The organism is Streptomyces sp. NPDC002889 (genome assembly GCF_042888425.1).
Classification (GTDB): Bacteria; Actinomycetota; Actinomycetes; order Streptomycetales; family Streptomycetaceae; genus Streptomyces.
Map to the genome: position 1 here is coordinate 432,823 of NZ_JBIAPT010000001.1, position 13,239 is coordinate 446,061.

Genomic DNA, 13,239 nt, shown 5'->3' on the forward strand with positions numbered 1-13,239 from the left:
CGGCGAAGCGCAGACGGGGGCTAGAGGTGCACGACCGGGCAGGTCAGGGTGCGGGTGATGCCGTCCACTTGCTGGACCTTGGCGACCACCATCCGACCGAGGTCATCGACGGTGTCGGCCTGTGCGCGCACAATCACGTCGTACGGGCCGGTCACGTCCTCGGCCTGGATCACACCGGGAATCTTGCCGATGGTCTCGGCGACCGTCGACGCCTTGCCCACCTCGGTCTGAATGAGGATGTACGCCTGTACCACGGAACCTCCAGGGCGGCACGAGGATCATGTCCCCTACCGTCGGTGGGGAGATCCCAGGGAGCGGGGTCGCCACGGTATCGCGTCGCCGCGGGCCAGGGGGAGACCCGCGCGGCGTACGACGCCCGCAGCGCGGCGTACGGGAAGCAGAAGTTGACGTATCTCTTGACGGTACCGACAGCAGTGACTGCTCGCGACCGCAAGCGCACTGGGGCAGAAGGGGCACAGCGATGAAGGGCACTGTGGGCGAGCTGGGGGAGTTCGGGCTGATCAGGGAGCTGACCTCCCGGCTCACCTCCACCCCCGCGGTACGACTCGGGCCGGGTGACGACGCCGCGGTCGTGGCCGCACCCGACCGCAGGGTCGTGGCGAGCACGGACATCCTGCTGGAGGGGCGGCACTTCCGCCGCGACTGGTCGACGGCGTACGACGTCGGGCGCAAGGCCGCGGCACAGAATCTGGCCGACATCGCGGCCATGGGCGCCGTCCCGACCGCCCTGCTGCTCGGACTGGTCGTCCCGGCCGAACTCCCGGTCACCTGGGCCACCGAGCTGATGGACGGTATCCGGGACGAGTGCCAGGTCGCCGGGGCGGCAGTGGTCGGCGGCGATGTCGTTCGCGGAGATGTGATCACCGTCGCCATCACGGCACTGGGCGATCTGCGCAACCACGAACCGGTCACCCGGGCCGGCGCCCAGCCCGGCGATGTCGTCGCCTACACCGGCTGGTTGGGCTGGTCGGCCGCCGGGCACGCGGTGCTCTCGCGCGGCTTCCGCTCACCCCGCGCGTTCGTGGAGGCGCACCGCAGACCTGAACCGCCGTACCACGCGGGCCCCGCGGCGGCCGGACTCGGCGCCACCGCCATGACCGATGTCAGTGACGGGCTCGTCGCCGACCTCGGACACATCGCGGAGGCCAGCAAGGTCAGGATCGATCTGCGCTCCGGACTGATCGACATCCCCTCCCAGATGAACGACATCGGCCAGGCCGTCGGTGTCGACCCGCTGCAGTGGGTGCTGACCGGGGGAGAGGACCACGCGATCGTCGCGACGTTCCCGCCGGACGCGAAACTGCCGGCGCGCTGGAAGGTGATCGGCGAGGTGCTCAACCCGTCGGCTCTGCCGCAGGTGACCGTCGACGGTGCGCCGTGGACCAGTAAGAGCGGCTGGGACCACTTCGGGGACATCGAGGACGGCAAGTAGATTCGGGGCATGCGTACACCCCTTCGCGAGATACCCCCTCGCGTGCTCACCGTCGCCGGATCCGACTCCGGCGGCGGTGCGGGCATTCAGGCCGACCTCAAGACCATGCTGGCGCACGGAGTGCACGGCATGAGCGTGCTGACCGCTGTCACCGCCCAGAACTCCCTGGGCGTCCAGGGAGCGTGGGAACTGCCCGTCGAGGCCGTACGGGCCCAGTACCGCAGCGTCGTCGACGACATCGGCGTACAGGCCGTGAAAACCGGGATGCTGGCGTCCGCGGAGCTCGTCGAGACGGTCGCGGAACTCCTCGCGACCATGGACGCGCCCGTGGTCGTGGACCCGGTCGGAGTCTCCAAGCACGGAGATCCGCTGCTGGCGGCGTCCGCCCTCGACTCCGTACGGACACAACTGCTCCCCGCCGCCACCGTGGCCACCCCCAACCTCGACGAGGTCACCCAGCTCACCGGTCTGGTGGTCGAGGACGAGGCGGGGATGCGCCGGGCCGCGGAGGCCGTGCTGGGCTTCGGGCCGCGCTGGGCACTGATCAAGGGCGGGCATCTCGCCGGCGACGCGGTGGACCTGCTGACCGACGGCACCGAGGAGCACTGGCTGCGCGCGCCGCGTCACGACAACCGGCACACGCACGGCACGGGCTGCACGCTCGCGTCGGCGGTCGCGGCCGGGCTGGCGAAAGGGATGGGCGTACCGGAAGCCGTTCGGGCGGCGAAGGAGTACGTGACCGGGGCCATCGCGGCCGGATTCGCACTCGGCGGCGGGATCGGCCCGGTGGATCACGCGTGGCGGCTGCGCTGACCGCTCCGCCGCCCGCGCGCGCACCGCAAGGGGATCGGTCGTGCGGGGACAGAAAAAAGCCGGTCCACCGAGGTGGACCGGCTTTTCAGGCAACCGGAAGGCTGCGCCACGACGAAACGTCGGCGTTAGCGCGAGACCTTGCCGGCCTTGATGCACGAGGTGCAGACGTTGAGCCGCTTCGGCGTCCGACCGACCACGGCACGCACGCGCTGGATGTTCGGGTTCCAGCGACGGGACGTACGGCGGTGCGAGTGCGAAATGTTGTTGCCGAAGCCCGGCCCCTTGCCGCAGACGTCGCAGTTGGCAGCCACGGGTCACTCCAAAGACTTCAGATGCACTTACAGTGAATTCCGGCGCGACCGGAATCAGTGATCTGACGGTGGCTTTGCCGGGGGAATGGCCCGACTTTCATCGGGCAACCGGAGCAGCATACAACGGCTGCGTCGGTAGAACGAAACTACCATGCCTTCCGCCGCCCCCGCCCAGGTCACCGGCGGCGAGCGGGTCTACTCTGCGAGGCAGCCGGCCGCCTACGGCCCGCACGGCCGCCCGAGGAGGATCACAGGTGCCTGAGATGGAGGGGCGGCTCGCAGGGCCTCCGCCCGGGGCGGCGGCGGGAGACGGGCGGGCACTGGACGCCGGGGCGGTACGCGTCTGGTGCTCACTGGCCCTGGAGGCCCTGGGCCGCGAGCGCGCGGAGATCGATGCGATCAACGTGTACCCGGTCGCGGACGGCGACACCGGCACCAACCTGTATCTCACCGTGGAGTCGGCGGCCCAGGCGGTCGAGGCCGTGTTCGCCGCCCACGAGACCGGGAGGACGGCGCCCTCCCTCGCCGACGTCGTGCGCGCGATGGCGCACGGGGCGCTGCTGGGCGCCCGCGGGAACTCGGGGACGATCCTCGCGCAGCTGCTGCGGGGCATGGCGGAGCGGATCAGCGACGGGGACCACCTCGCCGGGGCGCTGCGGCGCGCCGCCGAACTGGCACGCGAGGCGGTCGCGCACCCCGTCGAGGGCACCATCCTGACCGTGGCGTCGGCGGCCGCTTCCGCGGCGGAGAGCTCCCCGGCGGATGCGCTGCGAGCCGCGTACGCGGGAGCCCGGACCGCACTGGACGCGACCCCGGGACAGCTGGAGGTCCTCGGCCGCGCGGGGGTCGTCGACGCGGGCGGACGCGGCCTGCTGATGGTGCTCGGGGCGCTGGTCGAGGCGATTGCCGGGGAGGCCCCGGTGGCGCCCGCGCTGGAGCACGTGCGACGGGATCCGCAGACGCAGGAGCCGCGGCCGTGCGCCGACGGGGGCCCCGCGTTCGAGGTCATCTATCTCCTGGAGGCGGACGACAGCGCCGTGGCCAGGCTGCGGACGCGGCTCGACGCTCTCGGCGACTCGCTCGTCGTCGTCGGCGGCGACGGCCTGTGGAACATCCATGTGCACGTCGACGACGCGGGCGCGGCGGTGGAAGCGGGCGTCGAGGCCGGCCGGCCGCACCGGATCCGCATCACCCACTTCGACACGGCGGCGGCCACGGCGACGCCACGGGCACAGGTCCAGCGGGCGGTCGTGGCGGTCGTGCCCGGAGAGGGACTGGCGAGCCTGTGCACCGACGCCGGCGCGACCACCGTGCGCGCGCTCGCGGGTGAACCCCCGGCCAGCGGTGAACTCGTCGACGCGATCCGCCGGGCCCACGCCCGTGAGGTGGTCCTCCTCCCTAACGATCCGGCCCTGCGCCACCCTGCGGCGGCCGCCGCGGAACAGGCCCGCACGGAGGGCATTCGCGTCGCGCTGATCCCCACCCGCTCCCCGGTCCAGGGCATCGCGGCCCTGGCGGTCCACGAGCCGGACCGGCGCTTCGACGAGGACGTGGTCGCCATGACGGCGGCCGCGGGCGCGACGCGCTACGCCGAACTGGCCGTCGCCGAACGCCAGTCGTGGACCTCTGCGGGTGTGTGCCAGGCGGGCGACATCCTGGGCCTGATCGACGGCGACGTCGCGGTGATCGGCGAGGAACTGACGTCAACGGCCCTGACGGTGCTGGAGCGCATGCTCTCGTCGGGTGGCGAGCTGGTCACCCTGATACTCGGCAGCTCCGCCCCCAAAGCCCTTGCGACCAGCCTGGAACGCCACGTCCGCGAGGGCTACCTGGCGGTCGACACGGTGACGTACGAGGGCGGCGACGCCGGGACACCCCTGCTGATCGGCGTGGAGTAGCCGCGCCGGCCCCGTCCGTGCCACGCGTCCCCGGGGGCCCTCGGTGGCGCCCGCCGTCACCGGGCGGACGACCGCTTTCGCCGCCGGCACCTCACGTCGGCCGGTCGCGTGCTCCTTGCCGCGGCGGGCGCGGGGGCGGTCCGATCGGCCGCGTGCCCCCGCGCCGCGGATCCGGCATGTCCAGCGGTACCCGTCCGCAGGCCCGGGGGCCTGCCCCCGGTTTCGGGAAGGGGCGGGGTGAGGGGAGAGGCCCCCTACTCCCGGCCCACGTACCCCAGTACCGACCTCGCCTCCGCGCACCTCGACGATGCCGCCTCTGCGTCCGGCGCCGACTCGTACCGCGTCAGTACCGAACGCGCCCTCGCCTCCGCCGCGTCGGCCCGGCCGAGGTCCGCCTCCAGCCAGGCGGCCATGAGGTCGGATGCCGTGCGCAGGTCCGTGAAGGACTCGCCCGCCTCGGCGAAGCCCTCGACCGCGCGGACCACGTACGACAGAGCCTCCTCGTACGCCGTCCGTGCCGAGCCGTCCGCGTCCCGGTCGCCCGGCTTGCCCTCGCAGCTGTTCGCGATCAGCTCCCCGGTCTGGCGGTAGGTGTCCGCCAGTTCCGCGCGCAGCCGGACAGCGGCCTGGGCGTCCTGCGACGCGGCCAGCGCCGTCTCGCACTCCCGCGCCGCCGACGCCATGAACTCCCGCGCGGCCCCCGGCCCCGCCTGGCCCTCGCGGGTCGCGATCCAGGCCCGTACCCGAAGCGTGCGCACCAGCGCGTGGGTGTCGTCGAGCGACCGCCACAGCTCGCCGGCCCGTTCGTACGCCAGCTCGGCCTCGGAGTCGAGGTGCGCCCGGTACAGCGCCTCGCCCGCCAGGTTCGCGAGCATCGCGTGGTCGCGCTGCCGCGGCCAGCCGCGGGCGATGTCCGCCGCCCGCAGCCAGTGCTCGGCCGCACGGCGCGGCTCCTCGATCGCCGTCATGCAGTCGCCCAGCCACCACAGTGTCTGGACGACCATGCCCTCGCCGTGGGTCTCGGGTGAGAGGTCCGGCAGCACGGACTCCAGCACCGCCGCGCTCTCGTCCACCCGCCCGAGTTCCAGCAGCAGCCCACCGAGCCGGTGGCGTGCGTACGCGCCGGTGCCGGTGGTCTCGCCCGCCTCGTCCGACCAGTGGGCCGCCTCCAGGGCGTGTTCGGCCGCTTCCTCGATGCTGCCGGTGTCGGCGAGGGTCTCGACGAGCTGGAGATGGAGGCGGGCCCTGCCACCGGGTTCAGGGAAGTGCGCCGCGTGCTCCAGTGCGGCACGGGAGGCGCGTTCGGCCGTCTCCAGGTCGCCGAGATGGCGGCTCACCCCGGCGAGCTGGGACTCGGGCTCGACGGCGTACCAGGGCACGCCGGACGCGATGTACACCTCGGCCGAGCGCGCGTACAGCTCCTTGGCCCCCTGCGGATCGCCGCGGAAGGCCGTGATGTTGCCCAGAGAGCCGAGGGCTTCCCCGATCGCGGAGCCCACACCGGGATCGGCGCTGTGCGGCTCGGCGAGCGCGAGGAGTTCGCGTACGGACTCCTCCAGCGCGGTAACCGCGGCCGCCACCGCTTCCTGGTCCCCGGCCTCCTGGATGCGGTCGTTGAGGATCCGGGTGCGGCTCAGCAGGGTACGGCTCGCCTGCCGCGCCGTGGCCGCACCCTCGGCGAACAGGGTGAGGACGCGGTGACAGGGCCCCGCCACCGCTGCCAGCGCCTCGTCGGAGCGGCCGTCGAGGGCCAGACAGTACGCGGCCCTCGCGAGGGCGCTCGCCGCGCGGCCCGGCTCACCGGCCGACTCGTACAGCCCGGCCGCCGCGGTGAAGTGCGCGACCGACTCGGCGGGCGGCTCCTCCGGATTCATGCCCCGGTGCTCGGCGATCTCGGCGCGGTCGATCACCTCGAGGCCCGTTGTCTGCTCACCGGTGGCGCGGACGACCGCCGCCCAGGCGTCGACCGAGTCCGGGTGCAGTGCCTCGGAGAGCTGTCGCGCCTTCGCCAGCAGCCCGGCCGGATCGCCGGCCGGAGCCGAACCGGATGACGGCACGGGCCGACGCGGTACGGACACCTGCCGCACCACCCGGATTCCCAGCGGCAGCCGCTCCAGCAGCGGCTCCTGGTCCATGCGCTCCCGGGTCGACGTGCTCACATACGCGGTGCCGTTGCGTTCGTCGAACCGGGCCGCGAGCGCCAGCGCCTCCTTGCGCGTGTGCACCGCGAGCTCACCGGCACTCCACGTGCGGCCGCCCGGCCCCGGCAGGCTCTGCTCCCCGTGACCGAGCGCGACGAGCCGGTCGGTGAGCAGCGTCGTGACCTCCAGATAGTCCAGCAGGCTGCTGGGCTCCCCGGTGTCGGTGAAGTACGCGGGACGCTCCGCGAGAATCTCAAGTCCCCGCGCCTCGTTGCCGGTCAGCGCACAGAACTCGACATGCCTGGCCACGGTGGCGCGCATGCTCTCCTTCGAGCGCGCCAGCCGGTAGCCGCGCAGATGATGTGCCCGGGCCTCGTCGGCGCGCCCGAGCCGCAGCAGCGGCAGCAGCGAGGACGCGAGCACCGCGTGCGGCTCGTGGGCGCAGGTGAACTCGCCCTCCAGCACCGGCCGCCAGGCCTCGAGCGCCGCCTCCCGGTCGCCCCGGTGGTCCTGCCACGACCCCTGGCCGTGCAGCTCGCAGGCACGGCAGTCGCTCTTGCTGTCCCGGTCGGCGGCCTGCCACGCGTCGTACGCACGCTCGGCGCGCTCCATGTCGCCCAGGTGCCGCGCGATCCGCAGCTCCCCCTGGCGCACGGCCCGCTCGGAGTGCCCGGCTAGCCGGTAGCGGCGCTCCATCTCCGCCTGCCACTTCTCGATGGAGGAGAGCGGAATGTGCGGCTGGTCGATCATGCCGCTGGAGACCCACTTGAACATCCAGAACAGACCGTGGACCTGCCGCTCGTCGAAGTCCTCGGGCCGCTCGTCCCACATTCGCAGCAGCCGCGCGAACGGGACGAACATCTTGTCCTGCTCGGAGCTGTAGTTGTAGACCTCCAGCAGATGGTCGAGACCGTCGATCAGCAGCCCCGTGTCGCCGAGCTGCTCGATCTCGGCGAACAGCCGCTCCGCGCGGGCATTGCGGGAAGGGCCCTCCGGCTCCTCGGAGTTGTCCCGCATCGCCTGGCGCAAGGCGGTGGCATCGAGGGTCATCGGCCGTTCTCCCGATCGTGGGTGGCCCACTCCAGCAGGCCGAGGAAAGCGCGGTTGAGCAGCGCGGAGTCGGCAGGACGCAGCGGACGCCGGGCCATCAGCAGGGCCTGTCCGTACAAGGCTTCCGTTGCTGTCCCCGCCAGCTCGCCGTCGAGCGAACTGATCCTGCGGATCAGCGGGTTGAGATGGTTCAGTACCAGCCGGGCGCGCGGCGCACTGCCGCGCAGCGAACCGAGGATGCCCGCCCACAGATCGTCGGCCTGCTCCTCGGCCTCGGCCCGTGCCTGCTCGTGACGCGCCGCGCGGTCGTCGAGATGCAGGGCCGGGACCGTCAGCGGATGGAAGGCGCGCAGCGCCACATCGCAGCCGAGCGGATCGAGCCGGGCGCGGGCGGCGGCGAGGAAGCCGGCGAGCGCCAGCTCCTGCGCCGGGTCGACGGTGTCGAGATGGGCGGTGACGGTGTCGGCGTCGAGCTCCGAGACGGCCGTCCCCGGCCGCACCCTCGGCAGGCGCTCCACCAGCTCGGTGTCGTACGTGTAGCCGCCGTTGACCACACCGATGCCCTGCGCGGACGCGATCGGCGCGACCTGCCGGTACTCCTCGACGGTCCGGGTGAAGTGCACCACCGGATGCCGCTGCGCGAACTCCTCCAGCGACAGCCGGCCGTCGGTCGTCTCGAACGGCAGCCACGGCAGCATCGTGCGCAGCATGTCGTCGTCGTGCCGGGCCAGTGACTTCACACCCAGGTGGTGCACGGACAGGAACTGCGCGAGACGCTCGGGGTCGCCCGCGGCCAGCCCCGTCAGCCACTCCCGGATACGTCCGCCCAGCGCCTCCCGTACGGCGGCGAGCGTCTCGTCCGCGTACAGCGACTCCCGCGACGCGGTGGGCCGCAGGCTGTCGGTGTCGATGACGCACCGCACGAAGAAGGCCCAGTCCGGCAGGAGTTCGTCGGCCCGGTCGGTGAGCAGCATGCCCTTGAGATGCACCCGGTGCCCCGAACGCTGGGCCGGGCTCACGGCTGACGGCAGTACGTACGCGACCCCGCGTACCCCGGCGACCGGCAGATCCAGCTCGACCGTGTCGAGCGGGGTGAAGCCGAACAGCTGGTGGCAGTGGCCCGCGAGCGCCACGCGGCGCTCGGCGGGACCGGCGTACGCGCGGTCCCACGGCGCCGGGAGTTCGGTGACGGCGCTGTCGCCGACCCGTACGTCGTACGGCAGCAGCGAGCCGAAGTCCCGCGCGAGCGTCAGCACCCGTTCCTCGGCCAGCCATTCGCCGCTGCCGGGCCGGGCGCCGAGGTACACGGTCGTACCGGGCTCCGGCCGGGCGCTGTCCGGCAGGGTGCGCACGGTGTACGAGCCGTCGTCCCGCGCCGCCCACTCCACCGGCGGCGCGTCCGGTGTCCGGGCCGATCGGCTGACCACCCGGATCTCGGCCGCGACGACGAAGCAGGCGAGCAGCCCGATTCCGAACTGGCCGAGGAAATCGGCGCGTGCGGACGCGATGCCGTCGGCACCGGCGCGTTTGGAGCTGCGGCCGATGGTTGCCAGCAGGCTGTGGACATCGGCCTCGGTCAGCCCGATGCCGGAGTCCTCGACGCGCAGCCCGCCGTCGGCGGCGTACAGCCGTACCCGCGCGGGCGCGTCGGGCTGATCGGCGCGGCGGGCGGTGATCGCGTCCACGGCGTTCTGCAGCAGCTCGCGCAGATAGACCTTGGGACTGGAGTAGAGGTGGTGGGACAGCAGGTCCACCAGGCCACGCAGATCGACCTGGAAGGTGTGCGGTGTCGTCTCAGGTGTCGTCATCGTCGCTGCGCCGGTGGGGGGACGGGCGGGCGGCGCGGGTCGGGCGGTCCCGCAGAACGGTGACCGCGGCGTGGGAAGGCGGGGAAATCCGTGAAATCCGCGCCATCCTAGGGGTGGGGGCACGGTGGTGACCAGGTGATATCCATCGGTGCGCGACGACTGTCGGTGTGGTGGTGTGCAATGGATCGCGTGTCCGTACTGGATGAACCACTCAAGAAGTTCCTCTGCCCCGCGACCGCGAAGGTCATGGCCGAGACCCTCGGCCTGGCCGTGCTGGTTCGGGGAGCGACCCCCGGGCCCCCGGCAGAGTGCCGGATCGGGGACTGCCGGGAGGCGTCGTGCTGAGCGAGCCGCTGAAGAAGTCCCTCGGCTCCGCGACCGCGAAGGTCATGGCCGAGAACCTCGATCTGCACACCGTCGGTGATCTGCTCCACCACTATCCGAGACGGTACGAGGAGCGCGGGCAGCTGACGCGGCTGGCCGAGCTGCCCCTCGACGAGCACGTCACCGTGGTCGCCCAGGTGGCGGACTCCCGGGTGCACACCTTCAACGGCGGCCGCGGGCAGCGGCTGGAGATCACCATCACCGACGGCAGCGGCCGGCTCCAGCTGGTCTTCTTCGGGCGCGGCGTGCACAAGCCGCACAAGGACCTGCCGCCCGGCAGCCGCGCGATGTTCGCCGGCAAGGTGTCCATGTTCAACCGCAAGCTCCAGCTCGCCCACCCGACGTACGAACGGCTGGACGCGGACAGCGGCGACGGGGCCGTGAGCGCCTTTGCGGGCAAGCTCATCCCGATCTATCCCGCCTGCAAGGGCCTGGAGTCCTGGAAGATCGCCAAGGCGGTCGACGCGGTCCTCCCGCAGGCAGGGGAAGCAGGTGACCCGCTGCCGCCCGCCCTGCGGGAGGGCCGGGGCTTCGTCCCCCTGCCCGAGGCCCTGCTCAAGATCCACCGCCCGCAGTCCAGGGCGGACGTCGAGGACGCCCGGCAGCGCCTGAAGTGGGACGAGGCGTTCGTCCTCCAGGTCGCCCTCGCCCGGCGGCGGTTCGCCGACACCCAACTGCCCGCGGTCGCCCGCAGGCCCGTGCCGGACGGAATGCTCGACGCCTTCGACGCCAAGCTGCCCTTCACCCTCACCGAGGGCCAGCGGCAGGTCAGCAAGGAGATCTTCGACGATCTGGCGACCGAGCATCCGATGCACCGGCTGCTCCAGGGCGAGGTGGGTTCGGGCAAGACGATGGTGGCGCTGCGGGCCATGCTCGCCGTCGTGGACGCCGGCGGGCAGGCCGCGATGCTCGCGCCCACCGAGGTTCTCGCCCAGCAGCACCACCGGTCCATCACCGAGATGATGGGTGAACTCGCCGAGGGGGGAATGCTCGGCGGGTCCGAGCACGGCACCAAGGTGGTGCTGCTCACCGGTTCCATGGGCGTGGCCGCCCGCAGGCAGGCGCTGCTGGACCTGGTGACCGGCGAGGCGGGCATCGTCATCGGCACCCATGCCCTGATCGAGGACAAGGTGCAGTTCCACGACCTGGGCCTGGTCGTCGTCGACGAGCAGCACCGCTTCGGCGTCGAACAGCGCGATGCCCTGCGTTCGAAGGGCAGGCAACCGCCGCATCTGCTGGTCATGACCGCGACCCCCATCCCGCGTACGGTCGCGATGACGGTCTTCGGCGACCTGGAGACCTCCGTGCTGGACCAGCTGCCGGCCGGCCGTTCGCCGATCGCCACCCATGTGGTGCCCGCCCAGGACAAGCCGCACTTCCTGGCACGGGCCTGGGAGCGGGTGCGCGAGGAGGTCGAGAACGGCCACCAGGCGTATGTGGTGTGCCCCCGTATCGGCGACGACGAGGACGAGAAGCCGAAGAAGACGTCGGCGGAGGACGAGGCGGAGAAGCGGCCGCCGCTCGCCGTCCTGGAGATTGCCGAACAGCTCGCGGCGGGCCCGCTCGCGGGTCTGCGCGTCGAAGTGCTGCACGGGCGGATGCAGCCGGACGACAAGGACGACGTGATGCGCCGCTTCGCCGCCGGTGAGGTCGATGTGCTGGTGGCCACCACGGTGATCGAGGTCGGTGTGAACGTTCCGAACGCCACCGCCATGGTGATCATGGACGCCGACCGGTTCGGTGTCTCGCAGCTGCACCAGCTGCGCGGACGGGTCGGCCGCGGCTCGGCCCCCGGGCTGTGCCTGCTGGTCACCGAGATGCCCGAGGCGAGCCCCGCCCGGGCCCGGCTCGGCGCGGTCGCCGCCACCCTCGACGGCTTCGAGCTCTCCCGTATCGACCTCGAACAGCGCCGGGAAGGCGATGTGCTCGGCCAGGCCCAGTCCGGTGTGCGCTCCTCGCTGCGGGTGCTCAGCGTCATCGAGGACGAGGAGGTCATCGCGGCCGCCCGTGAGGAGGCTGTGGCGGTGGTCGGGGCCGACCCGGACCTGAAGCGGCTGCCCGAGCTGCGTACCGCCCTGGACGCCCTGCTCGACAAGGAGCGGGAGCAGTACCTGGACAAGGGCTGAGAGACTGGTCGCGAAGACTTCGCCCGGACTCCGCTCCCCCGAGCACAGTCCGCTCACCTACTAAGGACCGAGATGACCCGCGTGATCGCCGGCGCGGCCGGCGGACGCCGTCTCGCCGTTCCACCAGGCAACGGCACCCGCCCCACCTCCGACCGCGCCCGCGAAGGGCTGTTCTCCAGCTGGGAGTCGTTGCTCGGCACGCTGCAGGGCATCCGTGTCGCCGATCTGTACGCGGGTTCCGGCGCCGTCGGCCTGGAGGCGCTGTCCCGCGGCGCGGACCACGCCCTGCTCGTCGAGGCCGACACCCGCGCCGCGCGCGTCGTCCGGGAGAACGTCCGCGTTCTGGGACTGCCCGGCGCCGAGGTCCGTACCGGCAAAGCGGAACAGATCGTCACGGGACCGGCCCCCGAGACCCCGTACGACGTGGTGTTTCTCGATCCTCCGTACGCTGTCACGGACGACGATCTTGGCGAGATTCTGCTCACACTCCGCTCTCAGGGCTGGCTCACGGACGACGCGCTCGTCACCGTGGAGCGCAGCACCAGAGGCGGAGAGTTCAACTGGCCCAAGGGCTTCGAGCCGTTGCGGGCCCGTCGTTACGGCGAGGGCACGCTTTGGTACGGTCGCGCCGCCTCTCGTTGCGAAGAAGCACGATGAACGGACCGGAGAGCGAGGGACTTCAGTTGCGCCGCGCAGTCTGTCCCGGGTCATTCGACCCCATTACCAATGGACACCTCGACATCATTGCCCGCGCCTCCAAGCTGTACGACGTCGTACATGTCGCGGTGATGATCAACCAGTCCAAGCAGGGGCTGTTCACGGTCGAGGAGCGGATCGACCTGATCCGCCAGGTCACGGGCGAGTACGGGAACGTGGTCGTCGAGTCCCACCACGGCCTGCTCGTCGACTTCTGCAAGGAACGCGACATTCCGGCCATCGTGAAGGGCCTGCGTGCCGTCAGCGACTTCGACTACGAGCTGCAGATGGCCCAGATGAACAACGGCCTCTCCGGTGTGGAGACCCTGTTCGTCCCGACCAATCCCACCTACAGCTTCCTCTCCTCCAGCCTGGTCAAGGAGGTCGCGGCCTGGGGTGGGGACGTCTCCCACCTGCTGCCTCCCGTCGTGCACCGGGCCCTGGTCGAGCGCCTGGCCGCCAAGGGCTGACCTGACGGTCTGTCACCCGGTGTCGGACGGGCGCCGTCTGCCCGTACAGTCGTTCCGTCCGTCTCCAAACAGCAGTAGAGAGTGGCGAA

General features: G+C 71.8%; 11 protein-coding genes. 7 read left to right on the forward strand and 4 right to left on the reverse strand.

From position 1 onward, the window contains the following. Positions 1 to 20: 20 nt before the first annotated feature. Positions 21 to 254: an Lrp/AsnC family transcriptional regulator gene (locus ACFYWI_RS01945; RefSeq protein WP_029384521.1), complete on the reverse strand. Its 234-nt coding sequence runs from the start codon at positions 252 to 254 to the stop codon at positions 21 to 23. A 227-nt stretch (positions 255 to 481) separates the two neighbouring features. Between ACFYWI_RS01945 and ACFYWI_RS01950 the strand changes: the two genes are divergently transcribed. Together ACFYWI_RS01950 and thiD are read left to right on the forward strand one after the other, a co-directional pair. Continuing rightward, on the forward strand, positions 482 to 1,453 hold the full coding sequence (locus tag ACFYWI_RS01950; protein ID WP_389223954.1) for a thiamine-phosphate kinase: 972 nt from the start codon (positions 482 to 484) through the stop codon (positions 1,451 to 1,453). 9 nt (positions 1,454 to 1,462) lie between these two features. After that, the gene (gene thiD, locus ACFYWI_RS01955) at positions 1,463 to 2,266 is read left to right on the forward strand and encodes a bifunctional hydroxymethylpyrimidine kinase/phosphomethylpyrimidine kinase (protein ID WP_389223957.1); all 804 of its coding nucleotides are present in this window, start codon (positions 1,463 to 1,465) and stop codon (positions 2,264 to 2,266) included. Positions 2,267 to 2,391: 125 nt separating this feature from the next. Here thiD and rpmB read toward each other — a convergent pair whose 3' ends face one another. Beyond that, complete coding sequence (rpmB, locus tag ACFYWI_RS01960; protein WP_003957616.1) at positions 2,392 to 2,577, reverse strand: 50S ribosomal protein L28; 186 nt, start codon at positions 2,575 to 2,577, stop codon at positions 2,392 to 2,394. 263 nt (positions 2,578 to 2,840) lie between these two features. Between rpmB and ACFYWI_RS01965 the strand changes: the two genes are divergently transcribed. Then, complete coding sequence (locus tag ACFYWI_RS01965) at positions 2,841 to 4,475, forward strand: DAK2 domain-containing protein (RefSeq protein WP_389224435.1); 1,635 nt, start codon at positions 2,841 to 2,843, stop codon at positions 4,473 to 4,475. A gap of 254 nt (positions 4,476 to 4,729) precedes the next feature. Here ACFYWI_RS01965 and ACFYWI_RS01970 read toward each other — a convergent pair whose 3' ends face one another. Both ACFYWI_RS01970 and ACFYWI_RS01975 read right to left on the reverse strand, forming a co-directional pair. After that, positions 4,730 to 7,666 carry a tetratricopeptide repeat protein gene (locus ACFYWI_RS01970; protein WP_389223960.1) on the reverse strand — a complete coding sequence of 979 codons (2,937 nt, stop codon included), beginning with the start codon at positions 7,664 to 7,666 and terminating at the stop codon, positions 4,730 to 4,732. Beyond that, entirely contained in the window at positions 7,663 to 9,474 is a 1,812-nt protein-coding gene (locus ACFYWI_RS01975) for an HSP90 family protein (protein WP_389223963.1), read from the reverse strand. Before ACFYWI_RS01975 ends, ACFYWI_RS01970 begins: the two co-directional genes overlap by 4 nt. 189 nt (positions 9,475 to 9,663) lie before the next feature. Here ACFYWI_RS01975 and ACFYWI_RS01980 point away from each other — a divergent pair, with 189 nt between their 5' ends. From ACFYWI_RS01980 to coaD, 4 genes are all read left to right on the forward strand, one after another. Then, on the forward strand, positions 9,664 to 9,819 hold the full coding sequence (locus ACFYWI_RS01980; protein WP_389223966.1) for a hypothetical protein: 156 nt from the start codon (positions 9,664 to 9,666) through the stop codon (positions 9,817 to 9,819). A 44-nt stretch (positions 9,820 to 9,863) separates the two neighbouring features. Next, positions 9,864 to 11,984, forward strand: coding sequence for an ATP-dependent DNA helicase RecG (gene recG / locus ACFYWI_RS01985; RefSeq protein ID WP_389224437.1), 2,121 nt, complete (start codon positions 9,864 to 9,866; stop codon positions 11,982 to 11,984). Positions 11,985 to 12,056: 72 nt separating this feature from the next. After that, entirely contained in the window at positions 12,057 to 12,641 is a 585-nt protein-coding gene (gene rsmD, locus ACFYWI_RS01990) for a 16S rRNA (guanine(966)-N(2))-methyltransferase RsmD (protein WP_389223969.1), read from the forward strand. Then, the gene (coaD, locus tag ACFYWI_RS01995; RefSeq protein WP_389223972.1) at positions 12,638 to 13,150 is read left to right on the forward strand and encodes a pantetheine-phosphate adenylyltransferase; all 513 of its coding nucleotides are present in this window, start codon (positions 12,638 to 12,640) and stop codon (positions 13,148 to 13,150) included. Before rsmD ends, coaD begins: the two co-directional genes overlap by 4 nt. Positions 13,151 to 13,239: the final 89 nt, after the last annotated feature.